We start from the raw sequence: 20,014 nt of genomic DNA on the forward strand, positions 1-20,014 counted from the left end.
CCGTGACACCCAGGAAGCCGGACCTCCCCCAGTCCCTGATCGACGCCGCCATCGCCCTGTTCGCTGAGCGCACCTACGAGGGCACCCAGATGCCCGCCGTTGCGCAGCGTGCCGGGGTCGGGGTGGGCAGCATCTACCGGTACTTCCCCAGCAAGGAGGCGCTCGGCAACGCCGCGTTCCAGTACGCCAAGCGCGCCCTGCTGGACCAGCTGGCCGAGACGCTCGCCGAGGGCGGGCCGGCCGGCTCCGTCCGGGAGGAGTTCGGCCGCTTCTGGTGCGGCTTCACCCGGTACGCGAGCGAGCGCCCGGAGGCCTTCGCCTTCCTGGAGCACCAGCAACACGACACCTTCCTCGCCCCCGAGAGCGGGGAGCTGGCCGCCGAGATCGACCGCGTCGCCACCGACTTCATCGCGCGCGGGCAGGTGGCCGGCGAGATCCGCGAGGGCGAGGCCGACCAGCTGGTCGCGCTCGCCATGGGGGCGTTCGCCGGGCTGGTCCGGCTCCGCCGCCCCGGCGGACTCGCCGCTCTCGGACCCGGCGACATCGACCGGGCGGAAGCCGCCGTCTGGGACCTCCTGCACCGAAAGGCCGCACCATGACCTCCCCGCTGACCGTGCTGATCACCGGCTGTTCCTCCGGGATGGGCCGAGAGGCCGCGCTCGCCCTGCACCGCCTCGGCCACCGCGTCCACGCGACCGCCCGCCGCCCCGAGTCGCTCGCCGACCTGGCCGCCCAGGGCATCGCCACCTCGGCGCTGGACGTCACCGACGAGCGGTCGATGGCCGACGCGGTGGCGGCGGTCGAGGCCGAGCACGGGCACGTCGACGTCCTGGTCAACAACGCCGCCTACGGGCTGCACCTGCCGGTCGAGTCCGCCACGCCGGACGAGGTCAGGGCCCAGTTCGACACCAACGTCTTCGGCCTGGTCCGGATGGCCCAGCTGGTGCTTCCCGGCATGCGCCGGGCCGGGCGCGGCAGGATCGTCAACATCTCCTCGATGGCGGGCCGCTTCTCGCCGCCCGGTGGCGCCTTCTACCACGCCAGCAAGCACGCGGTGGAGGCGATCAGCGACTCGCTGCGGCTGGAGGTGGCCCCGTTCGGGGTGGAGGTGGTCGTGGTCCAGCCCGGCCCGACGATCACCGGGTTCGGCGCCACCGCCGTCGGCACCATGCACGGCGGGCCGGCCGACGACCGGACCGACCCGTACGGGGCGTTCCGCCGCGAGCTGGCCGACATGTACGCCAACCGCGCCTTCACCCGGCGCGGCGGCGCCGTTCCCGCAGAGACGGCCACCCGCGTGATCGTCCGCGCCGTCACCGCGCCGAGCCCGCGGGCCCGGTACGCGATAGGCATGCTCGCCCGCGGCACGATGCTGGCCAAGCGGCTGCTGCCGGACGCCGCCTTCGACGCGCTGATGCGGCGCAGTTTCCCGCTGCCCCGGGCGGTCTGAGCCGGCGGGCCGGGGCCTCGGCCCGCTCCGCGCCGGTGCGGCACCGGTGTCAGCGGGCGTGGCGGTGCGTCACCGGTCAACAGGCCCGCCGGAGCGGCACCGCCCCGGCAGCCCTTGCCGGGCGTCAGGCCGGGGCGGGGGCGTGCAGCATGTCCTGCGCCCGGTTCAGGCCGCGGACGACGAGGGTCTCGGCGGCCTCGGCACAACGGTCCAGCAGCGCCGGCAGCCCGGCCTGCTCGTCCGCCGAGAACTCCTGGAGCACGAAGTTCCCGATCGTCTGCCCCTTCGGCGGCCGCCCGACGCCGAAACGGAGCCGGACGTAGTCGCGCGTCCCGAGCGCATTGGTCACCGAGCGGGCGCCGTTGTGGCCGCCCGGGCCGCCGCCGCGCTTCAGCCGGCCGGCGCCGAACGGGAAGTCCAGGTCGTCCTGGACGACGAGCAGGCGCTCGGCCGGGACGCCGTGGCGTCGCAGGAGCCCGGCGACCGGGCGCCCGGAGAGGTTGATGAACCACTGCGGCTTCGCCAGCACCACGCGCCGCCCCTCCACCTCGATCTCGGCGACCCGGGTGCCGAGGCCGCGCAGCCGGAAGCGGGCGCCGTGGCGCTCGGCCAGCCGGTCGACCACCAGGAAGCCGGCGTTGTGCCGGGTGCGCCTGAACCACGGGCCGGGGTTGCCCAGGCCGGCGACCACCCAGGTGGTGCCGGCTGCCGGCGGTCGGGGCCCGGCCGCAGCGGGCGGGGTGGGACCGGACGTCATGGGGTGGTTCCTCCGGGAGTGGGGAGTGGGAGGTAGGGAGTGGGGAGTGCGGACGGCCGGGGTGCGGCGGACGGTCGGACCGTCCGCCGCACCCCGGCCGGGTGACGTGGGTCGTCGCTCAGGACGCGGGGACGCCGGGGGCGGCGCCGCGCTCCTTGAGCATGTCGGTGATCAGCCCCATCTCCGAGGTCTGACCGTTCACCATCGACTGGGCGAGCCGCTTCTCGGTCTCGTTCTTCGCCAGGTCGACGTAGCCCTGGGCCATCTCGACCCCGCCCTTGTGGTGCTCCAGCATCAGCTGGAGGTAGTACACCTCGGCCTCCCGCCCGCTGAGCGAACGCAGCCTGGCGAGCTGGGCGTTGGTGGCCATGCCGGGCATCAGCGAGCCGTCGTGCGCCTCGTACGCGTGGTTCATCCTCATCCACGCCATCGGCTTGGCCGGCGTGTGCTGCGAGAGCCCCCACTGGTCGATCCAGCCCATCATCATCCCGCGCTGGTTGGCCTGGGTGTTGATGATGTCGAAGGCGAGGGTGCGGACGGGCTCGTCGGCCGTCCGGTCCCGGACGATGAACGACAGGTCGACGGCCTGCTGGTGGTGGGTCGCCATGTCGCGGGCGAACCCGGCCTCGGGAGAGTCGTCGGCCGGGGCGGTCAGCGCGGACGAGCCGGACGCGGACGTCCCGCTCGCGACCAGCGCGGGCACCCCGAGGGCGAGGGCGAGCGCGGCGGCCAGCGCGGCCGGCCACCAGAGCCGCCGGCGGGCGGTGCCGGGAGCCCCGTCCGTCTCCTCCGTCTCCCCGGGCGCCGCCGCGTCGGCGGGTGTCACCGCGTCGGCGGTCACATCGACCCCATGGTGCAGGACGCGCCCGGCTCCTGGGTCTGCTTGCCCTGCACGTACTTGGTGAAGAACTCGGCCACCCGCGGGTCGTTGGCGTTGTCCACGACCAGCTGGGTGCTCCACGCGTTGAGCGTGATGGTGCCCTGCTCGTCCGGGTAGGGGCTCATCAGCGAGTACGGAGTGCCCTTGACCTTGTCGGAGAGGGTCTTGATGTCGTCCGGCGTGGCCTTGCCGTTGTACGTCACCCAGACCGCGCCGTGCTCCAGCGAGTGGACGGCGCGCTCGTTCTCGACCGGCTGGTCGTAGACGTGGCCCATGCAGTCCAGCCAGATCGCGTTGTGGTCGCCGCCGACCGGCGGGGTCATCGGGTAGTTGACCTTCTCCTTGACGTGGTTGCGGCTCAGGTCGCCGAAGGTCTTCACACCGTCGATCGGCGCGTTGGCGGCGGCCTCCTTGGCCTTCTTGTCGTTGTTGGCGTCGACCACGATCCAGGTGCCGGTGGCTATCGCACCGATCACCAGGACGCCGGCGATCACGGAGGCGACGATCTTGTTGCGGCGGTCGCGGCGCTGCTCGGCGGCGCGGAGCTCGGCGATCCGGGCACGGCGGTCGGTCGCGCCCTGCTTGCCGCCGGGCTTGTTGGACTGCTTGGAGGCGGAACCCATGTGGTGTCCTTGTCCCCGCCGCACGCTGCGGGCGCGGCGGTCTGAAGTGGGGTGTGGAGGGGCGGATCCGTCGGTGCCGCCCGTCCTGCCGTCCGCTCGGACGGGCAGGGGGACGGTCGGCGGTGGGTTCCGCTCAGGACCGGTGGACTTGGAGTTCGTGCAGATCCGGTGCCGGGCGCGGACCGTCCAGCAGGCCGCGGGCCACCACCCGGGGCAGCGCCTCGGGCGTGTCCGGGCGCGGCGTCACGGCGGGCTGGGGCTGCGGCGGCGGATTGGGGAGCTGGGCGTCCTGGCCGCTGTACGGGTGGCCGGAGCAGCCGTTGTCGCGATGCGGCGGCTCGCCGTCGGCGGAGCACCACGTCCAGTGCCGGGGTCCGTCCGCGTGGCGGGACGGGTGGGCCGCCTTCGGGGCGCCCGGCGCCACCGGCGGTCCCGGCAGGTCGGTGGACGGGCCGGCGAGCGGGCCGGCCAGGGTGGTGGACGGGCCGGCCGCGGGAGGACCGGACCGGTCGGCCGTGACCGCCTGGGCCTGGCCCGCACAGGGGAGCGCCGTCAGCAGCCCGACCAGCAGCAGGACCCAAAGCGCACCCACCGGGCGGCCCGCGACTGCGGCCCTCCCCGGTCGGGATGGTCTGGGGGCCGACGCGGTCATGCGGACATTTAATCAGCCGAACGAGTGAAGCGATGCCCCTCCTCGGCCCTCATTTTCGGCGCCCGAAGGGGTCGAACACCCCGTAAACACCCTGCTCGGGGCAGTTCCGGCAAGCACGGACGGAACGGAAGCGGAACGTGGGGCGAACCCGGTGATCGCGATCATCCGATCAGTGCACGGTTTGTCGCCGAAAGCCGGACAGCGTCGTTGCTCTTGGAGACAATGACGTCGAGTCCGGCCCCGCCGGGGGCGGCGCGCAGACGGACCGACCAGGAGCCGCCAGATGAGCAAAAAGGGTGCACCCGCACAGCAGCACCGGCCGGACGACGGCTGGTGGGACACGGTCTACGAAGGGCCGGCGGGCACCCTCCCCGACACCCCGCACGCGCACGCGGGGGAGGGCAGCGTCGACGACTGGTTCGAGACGGCGGCCGGGCTGATCGGGCGGCAGCGCACGGACGGACCGGCGGCCGCGGGCGAGGAAGCGCCCGAGGCCGTGGCCGTGGCCGTGGCCGGGGACGTGGCTGAGGAGGCGGCCGAGAGGGCGGCCGAGGAGGCGGTGCTGGAGCGGGACAGCATCGACGACTGGTTCGACACCGCGGTCGGGGTGATCGGGCAGCAGCGCGACCGGGCGGAGACGCACAGGTTCCCGGCCCCGTCCTGGGCGGAGGACGCGGTGGACGCGACGGGTCCGGCGGACGAGGCGGTTGAGGCGGCGGAGGCGGTCGTGGAGCCGGCTCCCGGGCCCGCTCCCGAGCCGGCTCCCGTCCTGGAGAAGACGATCGAACCCGCGCCGGCGCCCGAGCCCGAACCCGCGCCGGCGCCCGAGCCCGAACCCGCGCCGGCGCCCGAGCCCGAACCCGCGCCGGCGCCCGAGCCCGAACCCGTGCCGGCGCCCGATTCCGAGATCGCCCCCGAAGCTGAACCCGCGTCCGCGGCCGAGCCCGAGATCGTCCCCGAGCCTCAACCAGCGTCCGCGCCCGGGCCTGAACCAGCGTCCGCGCCCGGGCCTGAACCCGCGTCCGCCCCCGAGTCTGAACCCGCGCCGGCCGCCGTGTCGGCACCGGAGCCTGCACCTCGGCCGGAGCCCGTCGCCCCCGAACCCGCGCCCGCGCCGCGCCCCGTGCCGCGGTCGGTGCTCGCCGGTGCCGGGCCCGCCGTGCCGCACGTCGGCGAGCGCCCGCCCACGTACGCGCCCGAACCGACCGCCGTGCCGGAGGCGGACCCGGGCATGCTGGGCGCCGTCGTACCGGACACCGTGCTGGAAGGCGCCCAGTACGGCGCCGCCACCCTGCGGGCCGTCTCGGTCCGCGGAGACTCCGCCCGCTACCGCGGCGAGCCCCGCCGGGACACGCTGCTGGTGACCAGGTTCGGCGAGGCGCCCGACGGCCTGCTGCTCGCCGCGCTCGGCGGCTTCGACCGCAGCGCCGCGGACGGCGAGGCGGCCCCCGAGGCCGTCGCCACCGCCACCGCCGAGGCCGTCCGTCAGCTCGCCACCGCGATCGGCCGCAGCCGGACCGGGCTCGCCGCCGACCTGCGCGACGGCGCCCGCGACCGGCTCCGGTACGGCCTCCAGCGGCTCGCCACCAGTGCCGCCGCCCCGCTGCGCGCGCTCGCTCCCGAACCGGAGGGCGACGACGGCGCGCAGTCCCCCGCCGCGTTGCACTGCCTGCTGCTCTCGCTCGACCCGGAGGCGTCCTACCGGGCGGCCTTCGGGGTCGGACCGGGCGGGCTCTACCTGCTGCGCTCCGGCCACTGGATCGACGCGTACGCCGCGCGGCTGCTGCACCACCCGGACGGTCAGCCGCCGGTGCCGGACACCCCGGTGCCGGACCCGCGCCCGTTCCGCTTCCGGATGGTCCCGGCCACCCCGGGCGACATCCTGTTGCTCTGCACCCCCGGCCTGGCCCGCCCGATCGCCGACGAGCCGACCGTCGCCCACTTCCTCTCGTCCCACTGGGCCCACCCCCACCCGCCGGGCACCGTCGACTTCCTCCGCCAGGTCCAGGTCAGGGCCAGGGGCTACGCCGACGACCGCACGGCCGCCGCGATCTGGACCGGGTGAGGGGCTGTCCCGGAGCGGGATCCTCGCGGAGTAGGCCTCTCCCGGAGCAGGACCCTCCCGGAGCGGGGGCGCGTCAGCGGCCGGCGCCCAGCAGGGTGCCGCAGGCCGACTCGGCCAGGTGCAGCGCCCGGGGGCGTCCGGAGCCGGGGAGGCCCAGGGCCAGGGGGACGGCGAGGCCGTCGAGGAGGGCGCGGATCTGGGCGGCCCGGTCGGCGGCGGTCCCGGGGGTGAAGCGGCCGGAGGCGCTGCCCTCCTCCAGCAGGGCGACGAGGTCCGCGTCCCACGGGGCCTCGATCTCCAGCTGCCCCTGCCGGAGCTCCTCGCTGGCGGGGGAGCGGCCCCAGACCTCGACCCAGAGGATCCACCGGGGGTCGCCGGGGCCCTCGGGGAGGTAGAGGCGGGTGTAGGCGGTGAGCCGGTCCCAGACGTCCCGGGTGCCGTCGGTCAGGGCGGCGTGGCGGCGGGCCCCGAGCTGGTCCTCGCTCCAGCGCAGGGTCTCCAGCAGGAGCTGGTCCTTGCTGCCGAAGTAGTAGAGCAGGTGCCCGGCGCTCATCTGGAGCTGTTTGCCGAGGCCGGCCATGGTGAGTTTGGCGAGCCCGTGTTCGGCGATCGCGGCCCGCGCGGTGGCGAAGACCTCCTCGCGGGGGCGCGCCGGGCGGCGCGGGCGGGCGTCCGCCATCTGCTGTTCTCCTCTGTGCGGTGGCGGCCGTGCCGCCGGCTGCCCACGATACTGGCCGTGCCCGCGGGGGCACGGAGCGGGACGAAGCCCGGTTCGGCCGCCCGTCCTCCGGGTACGTACCAGTGGGGGAACGACGACCTTGAGGGGTGGCCATGGTCACGCTGATCGCCCTGATCGCCGGTCTCGCCGTGATCGTGACCGGACTGGCGGTGTACCTGCACCACCGCCGCAACGGACCGACCGAGAACCTGGACGGCCTGCTCGCCGAGCAGGCCCACCTCGCACAGGCGCGTGCCCGGCGCGCCGCCTGCAGTTCGATCGCGATGCACAGCACGCACGGCCTCACCACCGACGACCTGGGGAGGCATCTCAGGTGACGGGGCCGGCGGGCCTCAGCCCTTCATGCGCTCCGCGCTCATGACCCGGCAGAAGATCGTGCCGCTCCCGTTCCCGTCCAGCGGCTTGGTTCCGTACGCCTTGCCCTCCCTGGTCGAGCCCGGCGCCACGAACCGGACCTCGGCCGGGGCCTGGTCCTGTCGGGGGAACCGTGCCCGCGCGGGGGGACGGCGTGGAGGGAGTGTGCGGGATCAGTGACGGAGCGTCGGGTGGCGCGGCGCGACCCGTCGTGTCACGCCGCACCACCCGACGGCCGGCCGGTCAGGCCTTCGGCTGCTGCTGGGTGATGCAGTGGATGCCGCCGCCGTTGGCGAAGATCTCGCGGGCGTCGACCAGTTCGACGGTCCGGCCGGGGTAGGCCTCGCCGAGGATGGCGGCGGCCTCCTGGTCGCGCGGGTCGTCGAAGCCGCACAGGATCACGGCGCCGTTGGCCACGTAGTGGTTGATGTAGGAGTAGTCGACCGGCTCGCCCTCCTCGTCCAGCAGGACGGTGGGGGCGGGCAGCTCGATGACCTGGAGCTCCCGGCCCTGTGCGTCGGTGGACGCGCGCAGGATGGCCACGAGCTCCTTGCACACCTCGTGGTCCGGGTGCGACGGGTCCGGCTGGACGTGGGCGACCACGACGCCGGGGCGGACGAAGGAGGCGACGATGTCGATGTGGCCGCGGGTGCCGAACTCGTCGTAGTCGCGGGTGAGTCCGCGCGGCAGCCAGACCGCCTTGGTGGTGCCGAGGAAGGCGTGCAGCTCGGCCTCGACCTCCTCCTTGGTCCAGTCGGAGTTGCGGCCCTCGCCGAGCTGCACGGTCTCGGTGACCAGTACCGTGCCCTCGCCGTCGACGTGGATGCCGCCGCCCTCGTTGATCAGCCGCGAGACGAAGCGCTGGACGCCCGTCAGTTCGCCGATGTGCTCGGCGATGTGCTGGTCGTTGTCCCAGCGGGCCCAGGACTGCGCGCCCCAGCCGTTGAAGATCCAGTCGGCGGCGGCGAGCGAGCCCTTGCCGTCGATCAGGAAGGACGGGCCGATGTCGCGCATCCAGGCGTCGTCCAGCGGGCGCTCGACGATCTCGACCTGCTCGGAGACGTACTTGCGGGCCTCCCCGGTCTCACCGGTGTTGACCACCAGGGTGACCGGCTCGTACCGGACGATCGTGTTGGCCACCGCGGCCCAGGCCTCGCGGCCGGCGTGCAGGCTCTCCGGGCTGTCGAAGGTCGGGTTGGAGGTGGGGAAGGCCATCCAGGTCCGCTCGTGCGGGTGCCACTCGGCGGGCATCCGGTAACCGAGCGAGGCGGGGGTGGGGGAGGTCATCGTGGAGTCCTAGCGGGGGAGGTGGGGCGGGTCAGAGGAAGTACAGGCGGCTGAGCGAGACGCTGTCGGCCGGCTCGGAGCGCAGCGGGGAGCCGTCCAGCGAGACCAGGCCGGTCTCGGTGACCTGGACGTTGCCGACCCGGGCGTTGCGCACCATGTCGCGCGGGCCGATGCCGCGGGTGCCGCGGACGCCGACGCGCCGGCGCCGGGTGGGCATGCCGTCGGCGGCCCGGTCCAGGTAGGCGCCGTCGGCGGCGGCCTGGGCGACGAAGGCCACCGAGATGTCGGCGGCGGTCGCGCCGTGGGCGCCGAACTGCGGGCCCAGGACGAGGGGTTCGCAGCGGTCGGTGGAGGCGTTGGGGTCGCCGACCACGCCGTACGCGGGGAAGCCGGCCTTCAGGACCAGCTGCGGCTTGGCGCCGAAGTGGTCGGGGCGCCAGAGCACGATGTCGGCGAGCTTGCCGATCTCGATCGAGCCGACCTCGTGCGAAAGGCCGTGGGCGATGGCCGGGTTGATGGTGAGCTTGGCGATGTAGCGCAGCACGCGCTCGTTGTCGTCGCCGCCCTCGGTGGTGCCGTAGGAGCCGGTGCCGTCGAGGGGGCCGAGTTCGGCCTTCATCTTGCCGGCCATGGCGAAGGTGCGGCGGACGGTCTCGCCGGCCCGGCCCATGCCCTGGGCGTCGGAGGAGGTGATGCCGATGACCCCGAGGTCGTGCAGCACGTCCTCGGCGCCCATCGTGCCGGCCCGGATGCGGTCGCGGGCCATCGCGGCGTCGCCGGGCAGGTCGACCTTGAGGTCGTGGGCGGAGACGATCATGCCGAAGTGCTCGCCCAGCGCGTCCCGGCCGAACGGCAGGGTCGGGTTGGTGGAGGAGCCGATGACGTTCTCGACGCCGGCCATCTTCAGCACGTTGGGGACGTGCCCGCCGCCGCAGCCCTCGATGTGGAAGGCGTGGATGGTCCGGCCCTCCAGCACCTTGAGGGTGTCCTCGACCGAGAGGCACTCGTTGAGGCCGTCGGTGTGCAGGGCGACCTGGACGTCGTACTCCTCGGCGACCCGCAGTGCGGTGTCCAGCGCGCGGGTGTGCGCGCCCATGTCCTCGTGCACCTTGAAGCCGGAGGCGCCGCCCTCGGCGAGGGCCTCGATCAGCGGGGCCTCGTCGGAGGAGGAGCCGCGGCCGAGGAAGCCGATGTTGACCGGCCAGGCGTCGAAGGCGTTGAAGGCGTGCCGCAGCGCCCAGGGCGAGTTGACGCCGACGCCCCAGACCGGGCCGAACTCCTGGCCGATGATCGTGGTGACGCCGGAGGCGAGCGAGGCCTCCATGATCCGCGGCGAGAGCAGGTGGACGTGGGTGTCGATGGCGCCGGCGGTGGCGATCATGCCCTCGCCGGAGACGATCGTCGTCCCGGTGCCGACCACCACGTCCACGCCGTCCAGGGTGTCCGGGTTGCCGGCCCGGCCGATCGAGGCGATCCGGCCGCCGATCAGGCCGATCGAGGTCTTCCGGATGCCCTGGACGGCGTCGATCACCAGCACGTTGCTGATCACCACGTCGCAGGTGTCGCGGACGGCGGCGGGCTTGAGGTGCAGGCCGTCGCGGGCGGTCTTGCCGAAGCCGGCCAGGAACTCGTCGCCCGGGGCCTGCGAGTCGGACTCGACCCGGACGATCAGGCCGCTGTCGCCGAGCCGGATCCGGTCCCCGGCGCGGGGGCCGTGCACGGAGATGTAGTCGTGGGGGGTGATCGCGGTCATGCTCCGGCCTCGCTTCGCTCGGTGGGCCACGCCGGCGCGGCCGCTCTGTTCAGGTGCTCGCCCCGCTCGCTCACGAGGGCACCTCGGCGTCGTCGAAGCTGGTCAGGTAGCCCGTCGCGCGGGCCTTGGCCAGCGCGGCCTCCTTGGCGCCGGGGGCGTCCAGCGGGCCGTCCACCAGGCCGGCGAAGCCGATGGCGACGCGCTCGCCGCCGATCGGGACGAGGCCGACCTCGACGGTGGCGCCGGGGTCGAAGCGGACCGAGGAGCCGGCCGGCACCGCGAGGTGGGTGCCGTAGGCGGCGGCGCGGTCGAAGGCGAGGCGCGGGTTGGCCTCGAAGAAGTGGAAGTGCGAGGTGACCGAGATCGGCACCTCGGAGGTGTTGTGGACGGGCACCACGACCGACTCCTCGACGGGGTCGTAGCCGGTGCCTTCGCCGATCAGCGCGCCGCCGGGGGCCTCGTCGCCGAGCGAGCCGGCGCCCTTGAAGGGGTCGTTGACCACGGCGAGGCGGGTGCCGTCCTCGAAGACCGCCTCGACCTGGATCACGGTGACCACGTCGGGCACGCCGGGCAGGACGTCGTCAGCGGTGAGCACGGAGCGGCCGGCCTCGATGGCCTCGGCGAGGCGTTTGCCGTCGCGGGCGGCCTCGCAGACGGTATCCGCGATCAGGGCGTGCGCCTCGGGAATGTTGAGGCGTACGCCTCGGGCACGGCGGGCACGGGCCAGCTCGGCTGCTGTGAAGATCAGCAGCCGGTCCCGCTCGGTGGGGGTCAGTCGCACGGTTCCTCGCTCGCGGTCGCCGGGGAGGGTGGGAGGGGGGTGAAGTTAGAACGGCGTTCAAACATCTCGGGCCATTGAACCCGGACCCGGCCACCCTGTCCAGCGTTGCCCGTCCCCGGGTGTTCGGCTCGCCGGACGCCGCCATCGGGTCCGCGGGCGTGTCGCGGGCCGCGGCGGGACCGGTCGGGACCGGGCCGCGGGCCGGGGTGCGCCGGGCGCGCGTCCTGACCCGCGATGACCGGACGGCGTCGAAAACCGCCCGTACGCTTCGCAAACCTGTCCGGCCCCGGCAGTTGGATCACGCGGACCGTCCCGTGCCCCTTTCACCACGGGTGATCGCACGCGCACTGTTGCAAAGGCCGAAAGCTGGGCATGAGGATGGTGGTCAGAACGAGGGGGCCACCCGGCCGGCGGGGGATCCGGCACCGGGTGCCCGGATTGAGGGCGGGGGCATGTGTTGATGGACGGTCAGTCGCGATTCCCGCGGCAGCGGACGAGTTCGGGGGACGCATTCCGGCCCAGGGCCCAGGGCGGTGCACCGGGCGTGCCGGGAATGCCCGGCGTCACCGGCGCAGCGGGCCCGGCACTTCCCGGCACACCGGCGCCCGGCTGTGCGCTGCACCGCCGGCTCCATCTGGCGGTCGACGCGGCCGACCTGGTCGCGGTCGGCGCGGTCCGGCACCGGCTGCGCGCCGCGCTCGGCGACTGGGGGGTGCCCGAGCTGGCCGACACGGCCGAGCTGCTCTCCTCCGAGCTGGTCACCAACGCGCTGCTGCACACCGGCCAGGGTGCGGTCTTCGACGCGGTGCTCACCGCCGACCTGCGGCTGCGGATCGAGGTCCGGGACGGCGTGGGCCGGCTGCCCGGCCGCCGCCGCGACCCGGACGCCGAGTACGCCACCTCGGGGCGCGGGCTGGTGCTCGTCGAGGCGCTGGCCGACGCCTGGGGGGTGCAGCTGCGCGGGGACGGCAAGGTCACCTGGTTCGAGCTGGCCTCGCCCTGATCCGGCCTGCACGGTCCACCCGCCGGGGCCGCCGGGCCTGCCCGGTCCACCCGGCGGGAAGCCCTGTCGGGGCCGGGGGAAATAACGTCGTTCGCCATCGAACGGAACGCCGGGCCGAAGGCCCGGCGGAAGATTTCCGGCCCGTTGCCATTGCCGCTCGGCCGAACATTGGCCAGGATGGTGGGAATGTGTGCCCGCGTCCGGGAAGCAGCGGGGAGACCTCACCTCGACTGACCACCGCCGTCGCACGGCATTGTCCAGCACCACCCATCACACCGCCACGCGGCCCGTCCGAACGGTCGGCGCGGTCCGCCACGGCAGCGGCAGGAGCAGCATGCCCACTGAGCCCGAGTCCCCGGGGTCGGCGCTTCCTCCCGGCCAGTCCACGGCCGGGTCGGGGCGGGCGAGACCACCCGCCCAGGCGGTGCGCAGGCACGCGCTGCGGACAGCGCCGGGGCTGGCGGCCGGGCGGCTGGCGCCGATGCTCTCCGGCGGCCTGCCGGTCCCCTCGGGGGACTCCACGCCGGACTGGCTGGAGCCCGCGATGGCCGCCAACGGCATCGGCTCCTTCGACTGGGACATCCGCCGCGACGTCCTGGAGGGCGACCAGCGGGCCTGCACGATCATGGGCCTGGACGCGGCCGAGAAGAGCCGCTTCGACCGCACCTCCGCCTCCTTCCTGGCCCTGCTGCACCCCGAGGACTCGCCCGTGGTGCGCCGCCGGGTCGAGCGCGCGGTGGCCGAGCTGGGCCAGTGCGGCGCCTACTACCGCACGGTCGGGCCGAACGGGGCCATGCGGGCGGTCCGGTTCCGCGGCAGGGTCCTCGCGGACGCCTTCGGCCGCGCCTCCCGGATGGTCGGCTTCGTCTGGGACGCCACCGTCGAGCTGCACAAGCGCGACCGCGCCGACCGGATGGCGCTGCTCCGCGAGGAGCGCTCGCGGTTCATCAAGGAGGCCGCCCGCGCGCTCTCCGAGGCCGTCACCGTCCGCGACGTCGCCCGGGTCTTCACCGAGCTGCCGCTGCCGGGCCTGCCGCCGGACGGCCTGGTGCTGGCCTCCTTCGAGGCCGGCCGGGTGCAGATGCTCGGCGCCTCCGGCTACCGGCCCGACGAGCTCGCCGTCTGGGACCGCTCGGTGCTGCCCGCCGCCCACCCGGCGGCCGAGGCGCTGCGCAACCGCGCCCCCGTCTTCATCGCCAGCCGCGACGAGTACCGCGAGCGCTACGCCGAGGTCTGGGAGCCGACCAGCCGGACCGGCCGCAGCTCCTGGGCCTTCCTGCCGCTGGTGGCGAGCGGCCGGGCGATCGGCGTCTGCGTGGTCAGCTTCGACGACGACCGCGAGCTGGACGCCGACGAGCGCACCCTGCTCTCCACCCTCGGCGGCCTGGTCGCCCAGTCGCTGGCCCGCGCCCGGCTGCACGACGCCGAGCACGAGCTGGCGGCCGGCCTCCAGCGGGTGATGCTGCCGCGCACCGTGCCGTCCGTGCCCGGGGTCTCCACCGCCGTCCGCTACCTGGCGGCCGGCTCCGGCCTGCAGATCGGCGGCGACTGGTACGACGTCGTCCCGCTGCCCGGCGGCCACGTCGGGCTGGTGATCGGCGACGTCCAGGGGCACGACGTGCACGCCGCCGGGATCATGGGCCAGCTGCGGATCGCGCTGCGCGCGTACGCGGCCGAGGGCCATCCGCCGGCCGCCGTGATGGCCCGGGCCTCCCGCTTCCTCGCCGACCTCGACACCGACCACTTCGCGACCTGCACCTACGCCGAGGTGAACGTCGACTACGGCGTGGTGTACGCCGTCCGGGCCGGTCACCTGGACCCGCTGGTCCGCCGGGCCGACGGCACCGCCTCCGTGATCCCGGTCGCGGGCGGGCTGCCGCTGGGCATCGCCCCCGACGAGGAGTACCGGGTCACCCGCTTCAGCCTGGACCCGGGCGAGACGGTGCTGCTCTGTACCGACGGCCTGGTCGAGGCGCGCGGCATGGACCTCGACGACGGCATCGCCCGGCTCACCGAGGCGCTCTCCGGCCCGCTCGCCGGCCACGCCGCGCAGGCCCGCGACCCGCTGGAGGGCCTCGCCGACCGGATCGCCTCCCAGGCCGCCGACGACAGCGAGCGCGAGGACGACATAGCGCTGCTGCTCCTGCGCTGGGACGGCCCGGAGGGCGGCCTGGCCGCCCAGCAGCTGCGCCGCCGGATCGGCCAGGCCGACCTGGCCCGGATCTCCGAGGTGCGGGCCGAGCTGCGCGACGCGCTGCGGCGCTGGGGTGTGGCCGAGCTGGTGGACACCGCGGAGCTGCTCGCCTCGGAGCTGGTCACCAACGCGATCCGGCACACCGACCGGGACGCCATGTTCACCGCCCGGCTCTACCGGGAGCCGACCGACGGCGGCCGGGCCCGGCTGCGGGTCGAGGTGGAGGACGAGTCGGACCTCTGGCCCACCCGCCGGACCCCGGGGGAGCAGGCCTCCTCCGGGCGCGGGCTGATGCTGGTCGAGGCGCTGGCGGACGGCTGGGGCGTGGAGCCGCGCGGCTCGGGCAAGCGGATGTGGTTCGAGCTCACCGCCACGCCCGCGGCCTGAGGCCCCTCGGCAGGCCGCCCTCGTCCGCCCGGAGGGCGGGCGGGGGCTCAGGGCAGGACCTGAGGGCCCGTCCCGGCCGGGTGCTCCGGCCGGGACGCCCGGAGCCTCAGCCGAACTGCTGCTCCAGGTCCTTCAGCTTGCGCTCCAGCGAGTCCAGCCGGGGCTGCGCGACGGTGTCCTCCTCCATCGTGAGGTCGATGGTGCGCCGCTCCGGGCGGGCCGGCAGGCCCTGCTGGGCGACCGGGCCCTCGGCGGGCGCCGGTGCCTCGACGGCGGGCCGGTCCGCCGCGGGCCCGCCGGCTATGGCGGACTCCTGGCCGGACTCCAGCTGCCGGGCCGCGCCGCGCGGGCGCCAGACGCTGTTGGTGCGGTTGATGGCCCTGATCTCGGCCCGCTCACGGCGGCCGGCCAGCCTGCGGCGCTCCTTCTCCGCGGTCTTCTCCCGCTTGTCCTCGCGGACCTCGTCCACCGCCTCGTCCAGGCTGCGGACGCCCTCCAGCAGCATCAGCGACCAGGCCGCGTAGGTCTCGCGCGGGGCGCGCAGCCAGCGGACGATCCGGATCTGCGGCAGCGGGCGGGGGACGAGCCCCTGTTCGCGCAGGGCGGCCCGGCGGGTCTGCTTGAGCGCCCGGTCGAACAGCACGGCGGCCGAGAGCGACATCCCCGCGAAGAACTGCGGTGCGCCGGCGTGGCCGAATCCGCGGGGGGCGTGCACCCAGTTGAACCAGGCGGAGGCCCCGGCGAACAGCCAGACCAGCAGGCGCGAGCCGAGTGCGGCGTCGCCGTGGCTGGCCTCGCGGACGGCGAGGACGGAACAGAACATCGCCGCGCCGTCCAGGCCGAACGGGACGAGGTACTCCCAGCCCCCGGAGAGGTTGAGGTTCTGCACCCCGAATCCGACCAGGCCGTGGAAGGAGAGCGCGGCCGCGACGGCGGCGCAGCAGAACAGCAGCGTGTACGAGGCTCCGCCGTACAGGGACTCCTTGCGGCGGCGGCGTTCCTCGGAACGCTCCCAGGAATCCGCGCCGCCCGGTCCGGCGGCGGATCCCCGGCTCCGGGCCAGGGCCACCAGCAGGCCGGTGACCAGCAGGACCGCCACGCCGGTGACGGCCCAACCGAGCGGTATATCGGACAGTTTCATCGCCTGGACCAGCCTCGCTTTCCTGCGTCGTGATGGGCGGGGACCATCATGACGGATATACGGGCGCTGAATGGCTGATTCGTCGTCAATGCGCTGAGGAGAGGGATTTCTGACGTAGGAGAAGTCGCATTGTCCTACTTATTGGGGGTGATTGTTTCCCGGAATTCCGGGGCCGCCGAGGCGGGGCCCGAAGGGAATACGGTCAACCTCGCGTGAGACGGGGGCAGCCGCCGCACATCGCCTCGGGCCGGGCGGTGTAGACGAGGCAGCAGCTGGCCCGGGAGCGGTCGCCGTCCGGAGTGCCGAGGTCCGCCGGCGCCGGGTGGGTGAAACCCGCGCCCGGCGTGAACGGTGAGACGGATGCGCCGGGCGTACACTCCGCGGGCGCCGGCGCGAACAGCGCGGTCAGCTCGGTGCGGGCCCGCTCCTCCTCGCCGAGCAGCCCGCCGACGTGCCAGAGGCCCTCCACCGCGGCGTCCGTGGCCATCGCCCAGAGGGTGTGCGGTCCGCGCCGCACCTCCGGGCGGAAGGCCGCCAGCACCGGCGTCAGGAACCCGGCCAGCGCCGCCCGCAGTCCGGCGGCCAGCTCGGCTTCGCCGGCCGCCGTCCGGGCGCCGGGCAGGCCGGCCGCCGGGTCGCCGGACAGGCAGACGAAGGCGCCCGGGCGGGCCGTCAGCTCGCCGGAGGAACGGCGGATCGAGACGTCCTCGGGGGTGAGCAGCGGCACCCGGCGCTCCAGGAACCAGGGCAGGGTGAACAGCAGCGCGGTCGCCCAGGTGAAGCGGTGCAGGCCGAAGCCGGCCGCCACGTCGGGGCGCAGCGGCCGGCCGTACTGGGCCAGGCCCTGCCGGGCGTCGTGGGCGATCAGTTCGCGCAGCGCCTCCGGGCGGGCGAGCAGGTCGGCGCCGCCGAGCCAGCCGTCGCCGGTGCGCGGCGGGGTGCGGTGCACGCGCAGGGCGGGGAACAGCTCGCCGATCCGCCGGTGGCTCGCGGTGCACGGCTGCGGCGCGCGGGCGGCGGCCGGCACGGCGGGGGTGGTGCAGTGGACGGTGCTGCTCGCGGTCATGGTGCGGCCCCATCGGGTCGACCGGCGCCCGTGCGGGACCGCCCGGCCGGGCCCGGCCGGTGTCGTGCGCGCGCGCCCGTGGCCAGGCCCCGGCCGGCCGGGGCCTGGCTGAGCCCGGGAACGGCAAGGCTGACCCGGCCGGGGTGCTGCTCCCCCCAGCCAGGTTAGGCTCACCTTAGCTGATAGTTCCCCGTGGGTCCCGCCCGATGCGACCGTCCGGGGGAGCGCCCGGCGTGCGCGCCGCGCTCAGCTGGCGCGCGAGCCACACCGGTACGCCTCCGAGCGCCTGCACCAGCCTGGTGGCCTCGGCCCGCATCCGGGCCGCCTCGCCCGGTCCGGAGACCTCGGCCAGTGCCGCCAGTGCGGGCGCCACCCCCACCGTGAAGCCGAGTTGCTCGCGCAGCCGCAGCGAGGCGTCGAACCCCTCCCTGGCCCGCTCGTGGTCCCCGGCGGCCTGGGCCAGCGCGGCCAGGTGGCGCCAGGTGTAGGAGCGCAGCAGTTCGTCCCCGCTCTCACCCGCGCCCTCGTGGGCCCGGCGGTAGGCGATCCAGGCGGCCGTCCGGTCGCGCAGCAGGTTCTCCGCGACCAGGCCGCGGCGGAAGTCCAGCAGCGGGCGCCCGGGGGCGTCCGGCGGGAGCAGCGCGGAGGTGCGGCCGAGCGCCGCCTGGGCCTCGTCGAGCCGGTCTCGCGTGCCGAGCACGCTGGCGACGTACGCCAGGAACCCGCGGGCGCACGCGGCGGCCGCGCGCTGCTCGGTGGTGGTGACCACGGCCTCGGCGAGGCGCAGCGCCTGCTCCGCCTGGGTCCAGTGGGCGGCGGTGAACAGGCACTGTTCGATGAGGAGTTCGGCCCGGCCGAGTGCGGCCGCCGGGTCTCGTTCGGCGGCCGGGCGTAACAGCTCCGCGGCCTCCTGCCAGCACGCCCGGGACCGCAGCCGCCACACGGTGTCCCCCGGCTCCGCGGGCGCCGCCCGCCCGCGCCCTTCCCGCCCGTCCCGGCCGCTCGGGCCCCATCCGTGCTCCGACAACGCCACCTCCTTGTGTGCGCCATCCAGCAGGGCACGGGCCTCTACCCCCAAGGCCCGCGCTGTGGCGGCAATTCAACACGGGGGTGAGCTTGTGCACCAGATCACGAGCGCAGGTTGTTGCGTTCGGAGGCGGAATGATCTAGAGGGCGTTCCGGGGCCGGTCGTGCGGGCCGGGCCGGCTCAGGACGTCCAGCCGGTCTCCATCAGGGCCTCGGCGGCGCCGTTGGCGGGCTGCGGCACCCCGGCGAGGTCCAGGCTGAACAGGGCGACCAGCAACTGCTCGCCGCGGACGGTGGCCTGGTGGGAGTAGCCGGCCAGGGTGAACATCGCGGCGGCCATCTCCTCGGCGTGCAGGGTCTGGAGCCAGAGGCACTCCACGGACTTCACGTCGGCCGGCTCGGTCCAGGTGTCCACCTGGGCGACCATCCGGCTGCCCAGCAGGGTGACGCCGTCGCGTTCCTGGGCCTCCGTCAGCTCCAGGTCCTCGAAGCCGAGCCACTCCAGGTAGCGGGCGGCCGTGAACACCGCGTCCTGGGAGGTGCGGACCGGGTGCGGGCGGAACGGCGCCCGCCGCCGCCAGGGCGTGGCCGTGGCACCGGACCCGCCGGGCGCGGCGGGCGCGGGCGCGCCCTGCGGGTGGGCCGGGGACGGGCGGGAGGAGTGCGGCCCGGCGGGGCCGAGCTGCCCCGCGGGGGCCCGGCCGGTGGTGGCACTGCCGCCGAGGCGGGTGGTGCGGTCCACCGGCAGGCGGACGGTGGCGCCGCAGTTGCAGGTGAACTCGGGCTGCGGCCACTGGTCCGAGCGGCCGCAGTGCGGGCAGCGCATGTTCAGCCAGGAGTCCTCCCAGGACCGGAACCGGACCTGCACCGGCACGCCGCCGCGCAGCAGCGGCACCTTGAGCGAGGCGCCGCAGGGGCAGGGCAGTGACGGCGGCTCGTACAGGTGCTCGCGCCGGCAGGCGGGGCAGCGGATCGCCCGGGCGCCACCACCCGCCCCCGGCCCGTGTTGCGCGGGATCGTGTCCGGTGAAGTCGTCGGGCAGTCCGGACATCGCGGGCACCGTCCGTTCGAATCGGGGTGGAGGGTCGTGTCCCATGCTCCCCGAAACGCGGGAGCCGCGGCGCGGAATGCCGCAATCCTCAGGGACAGATCAGGGGTGTGCGGCCTATCCCTCGCCTGGGAGGAGGAGGTCCGGCCACCCCTGAGGGGGACCGGGCGCCGGCGCCGGCCGCGGGCGCTCACCCGGCGGACCAGCGGGCCAGGTCGGCGGGGGTGTCCAGGTCGTCCGGCACGGCGACATCGGCGCACTCGACCAGCGTGAGATCCTCGGGGTGCGCCGCCAGCAGCGCCCGCGCGCCCGCGTCGCCGGTCGCGCCCGCCGCCGCCTCGCCGAAGTACCGGGCCCCGATCAGCACCGGGTGCCCGCGCCGCCCGCCGTACGCCGCCGCGGCCAGCCCGGCGCCCGCCCGGTGGGCGGCCACCAGCCTGGCCACCGCCGCCGCGGTGACCCCGGGCGTGTCCACCAGCATCACCAGCACGGCCGGGGTCGACGGCGCCAGCGTGGCGAGCCCCGCCCGCAGCGAGGAGCCCATGCCGTCCGCCCAGTCGGGGTTCTCCACGAGCCGGCAGCCCGGCAGGTGCGCGGTCGCCCGGACCCGCTCGCGGGCGGCGCCCAGCACCACCGTGACGTCCGGGCAGCCGCCCGCCCGGACCGTCGCCACCGCGTGCTCCACCAGCGGCCGCCCCCGGTACGGGATCAGGGCCTTGGGCCGTCCGCCCAGCCGCCGGCCGCCGCCGGCGGCCAGGACGAGGGCGGCGACGGGTCGTTCGAGCTGCATGTGCCCAGCCTGCCCGGC

General features: G+C 75.1%; 19 protein-coding genes. 6 read left to right on the plus strand and 13 right to left on the minus strand.

The genetic code is table 11. The features are described from left to right. The first annotated feature begins 2 nt into the window (after positions 1-2). On the plus strand, positions 3-599 hold the full coding sequence (locus C2142_RS28885; protein WP_162002561.1) for a TetR/AcrR family transcriptional regulator: 597 nt from the start codon (positions 3-5) through the stop codon (positions 597-599). Continuing rightward, positions 596-1,450, plus strand: a complete 855-nt coding sequence (locus C2142_RS28890; RefSeq protein ID WP_148645652.1) for an SDR family NAD(P)-dependent oxidoreductase — start codon at positions 596-598, stop codon at positions 1,448-1,450. Before C2142_RS28885 ends, C2142_RS28890 begins: the two co-directional genes overlap by 4 nt. Before the next feature lie 124 nt (positions 1,451-1,574). Here C2142_RS28890 and pth read toward each other — a convergent pair whose 3' ends face one another. The 4 genes from pth to C2142_RS28910 form a co-directional block, all read right to left on the minus strand. Beyond that, entirely contained in the window at positions 1,575-2,207 is a 633-nt protein-coding gene (gene pth, locus C2142_RS28895) for an aminoacyl-tRNA hydrolase (RefSeq protein ID WP_148645653.1), read from the minus strand. Positions 2,208-2,325: 118 nt separating this feature from the next. Beyond that, complete coding sequence (locus C2142_RS28900) at positions 2,326-2,910, minus strand: DUF305 domain-containing protein (protein WP_241003290.1); 585 nt, start codon at positions 2,908-2,910, stop codon at positions 2,326-2,328. Between the two features lie 134 nt (positions 2,911-3,044). Next, on the minus strand, positions 3,045-3,710 hold the full coding sequence (locus C2142_RS28905; protein WP_148645654.1) for a DUF3105 domain-containing protein: 666 nt from the start codon (positions 3,708-3,710) through the stop codon (positions 3,045-3,047). Positions 3,711-3,843: 133 nt separating this feature from the next. Further along, the gene (locus C2142_RS28910) at positions 3,844-4,302 is read right to left on the minus strand and encodes a hypothetical protein (protein ID WP_148645655.1); all 459 of its coding nucleotides are present in this window, start codon (positions 4,300-4,302) and stop codon (positions 3,844-3,846) included. Between the two features lie 343 nt (positions 4,303-4,645). On the opposite strand from C2142_RS28910, the gene C2142_RS28915 reads away from it, so the two are divergent. Then, a complete protein-coding gene (locus C2142_RS28915; RefSeq protein ID WP_148645656.1) occupies positions 4,646-6,427 on the plus strand; it encodes a protein phosphatase 2C domain-containing protein in 1,782 nt (593 codons plus the stop codon). Positions 6,428-6,500: 73 nt separating this feature from the next. Here the strand turns inward: C2142_RS28915 and C2142_RS28920 are convergent, their stop codons facing one another. Further along, positions 6,501-7,106, minus strand: coding sequence for a TetR/AcrR family transcriptional regulator (locus C2142_RS28920; protein ID WP_148645657.1), 606 nt, complete (start codon positions 7,104-7,106; stop codon positions 6,501-6,503). Positions 7,107-7,258: 152 nt separating this feature from the next. Between C2142_RS28920 and C2142_RS28925 the strand changes: the two genes are divergently transcribed. After that, complete coding sequence (locus C2142_RS28925) at positions 7,259-7,483, plus strand: hypothetical protein (RefSeq protein WP_148645658.1); 225 nt, start codon at positions 7,259-7,261, stop codon at positions 7,481-7,483. Positions 7,484-7,763: 280 nt separating this feature from the next. Here C2142_RS28925 and C2142_RS28930 read toward each other — a convergent pair whose 3' ends face one another. The 3 genes from C2142_RS28930 to C2142_RS28940 all read right to left on the minus strand — a co-directional run bounded on the left by C2142_RS28930 (position 7,764) and on the right by C2142_RS28940 (position 11,341). After that, complete coding sequence (locus C2142_RS28930) at positions 7,764-8,807, minus strand: agmatine deiminase family protein (RefSeq protein ID WP_148645659.1); 1,044 nt, start codon at positions 8,805-8,807, stop codon at positions 7,764-7,766. 31 nt (positions 8,808-8,838) lie between these two features. Next, entirely contained in the window at positions 8,839-10,560 is a 1,722-nt protein-coding gene (locus C2142_RS28935; protein WP_148645660.1) for an urease subunit alpha, read from the minus strand. A gap of 70 nt (positions 10,561-10,630) precedes the next feature. Further along, a complete protein-coding gene (locus C2142_RS28940; protein ID WP_148645661.1) occupies positions 10,631-11,341 on the minus strand; it encodes an urease subunit gamma in 711 nt (236 codons plus the stop codon). A 553-nt stretch (positions 11,342-11,894) separates the two neighbouring features. On the opposite strand from C2142_RS28940, the gene C2142_RS28945 reads away from it, so the two are divergent. Together C2142_RS28945 and C2142_RS28950 are read left to right on the plus strand one after the other, a co-directional pair. Further along, the gene (locus tag C2142_RS28945) at positions 11,895-12,344 is read left to right on the plus strand and encodes an ATP-binding protein (RefSeq protein WP_346766439.1); all 450 of its coding nucleotides are present in this window, start codon (positions 11,895-11,897) and stop codon (positions 12,342-12,344) included. A 334-nt stretch (positions 12,345-12,678) separates the two neighbouring features. Next, on the plus strand, positions 12,679-14,925 hold the full coding sequence (locus tag C2142_RS28950; protein WP_148645663.1) for a SpoIIE family protein phosphatase: 2,247 nt from the start codon (positions 12,679-12,681) through the stop codon (positions 14,923-14,925). 106 nt (positions 14,926-15,031) lie between these two features. Here the strand turns inward: C2142_RS28950 and C2142_RS28955 are convergent, their stop codons facing one another. From C2142_RS28955 to C2142_RS28975, 5 genes are all read right to left on the minus strand, one after another. Further along, the gene (locus C2142_RS28955; protein WP_148645664.1) at positions 15,032-16,066 is read right to left on the minus strand and encodes a DUF2637 domain-containing protein; all 1,035 of its coding nucleotides are present in this window, start codon (positions 16,064-16,066) and stop codon (positions 15,032-15,034) included. A gap of 202 nt (positions 16,067-16,268) precedes the next feature. Then, positions 16,269-17,132: a (2Fe-2S)-binding protein gene (locus C2142_RS28960; protein WP_174315764.1), complete on the minus strand. Its 864-nt coding sequence runs from the start codon at positions 17,130-17,132 to the stop codon at positions 16,269-16,271. A gap of 175 nt (positions 17,133-17,307) precedes the next feature. Beyond that, positions 17,308-18,075, minus strand: coding sequence for a hypothetical protein (locus C2142_RS28965; protein WP_241003291.1), 768 nt, complete (start codon positions 18,073-18,075; stop codon positions 17,308-17,310). 264 nt (positions 18,076-18,339) lie between these two features. Continuing rightward, a complete protein-coding gene (locus C2142_RS28970; protein WP_241002837.1) occupies positions 18,340-19,209 on the minus strand; it encodes a hypothetical protein in 870 nt (289 codons plus the stop codon). A 187-nt stretch (positions 19,210-19,396) separates the two neighbouring features. Further along, on the minus strand, positions 19,397-19,996 hold the full coding sequence (locus C2142_RS28975) for an NTP transferase domain-containing protein (protein ID WP_148645665.1): 600 nt from the start codon (positions 19,994-19,996) through the stop codon (positions 19,397-19,399). Between the last annotated feature and the right edge of the window lie 18 nt (positions 19,997-20,014).

This window comes from Streptomyces sp. CB01881, from assembly GCF_002953255.1.
GTDB lineage: Bacteria > Actinomycetota > Actinomycetes > Streptomycetales > Streptomycetaceae > Kitasatospora.

Coding starts and splice junctions, on each gene's coding strand:
- C2142_RS28890 (WP_148645652.1), top strand. CDS start 596: ATGACCTCCCCGCTGACCGTGCTGATCACCGGCTGTTCCTCCGGGATG.
- pth (WP_148645653.1), bottom strand. CDS start 2,207: ATGACGTCCGGTCCCACCCCGCCCGCTGCGGCCGGGCCCCGACCGCCG.
- C2142_RS28905 (WP_148645654.1), bottom strand. CDS start 3,710: ATGGGTTCCGCCTCCAAGCAGTCCAACAAGCCCGGCGGCAAGCAGGGC.
- C2142_RS28915 (WP_148645656.1), top strand. CDS start 4,646: ATGAGCAAAAAGGGTGCACCCGCACAGCAGCACCGGCCGGACGACGGC.
- C2142_RS28920 (WP_148645657.1), bottom strand. CDS start 7,106: ATGGCGGACGCCCGCCCGCGCCGCCCGGCGCGCCCCCGCGAGGAGGTC.
- C2142_RS28925 (WP_148645658.1), top strand. CDS start 7,259: ATGGTCACGCTGATCGCCCTGATCGCCGGTCTCGCCGTGATCGTGACC.
- C2142_RS28930 (WP_148645659.1), bottom strand. CDS start 8,807: ATGACCTCCCCCACCCCCGCCTCGCTCGGTTACCGGATGCCCGCCGAG.
- C2142_RS28935 (WP_148645660.1), bottom strand. CDS start 10,560: ATGACCGCGATCACCCCCCACGACTACATCTCCGTGCACGGCCCCCGC.
- C2142_RS28945 (WP_346766439.1), top strand. CDS start 11,895: ATGCCCGGCGTCACCGGCGCAGCGGGCCCGGCACTTCCCGGCACACCG.
- C2142_RS28950 (WP_148645663.1), top strand. CDS start 12,679: ATGCCCACTGAGCCCGAGTCCCCGGGGTCGGCGCTTCCTCCCGGCCAG.
- C2142_RS28955 (WP_148645664.1), bottom strand. CDS start 16,066: ATGAAACTGTCCGATATACCGCTCGGTTGGGCCGTCACCGGCGTGGCG.
- C2142_RS28960 (WP_174315764.1), bottom strand. CDS start 17,132: ATGACCGCGAGCAGCACCGTCCACTGCACCACCCCCGCCGTGCCGGCC.
- C2142_RS28970 (WP_241002837.1), bottom strand. CDS start 19,209: ATGTCCGGACTGCCCGACGACTTCACCGGACACGATCCCGCGCAACAC.
- C2142_RS28975 (WP_148645665.1), bottom strand. CDS start 19,996: ATGCAGCTCGAACGACCCGTCGCCGCCCTCGTCCTGGCCGCCGGCGGC.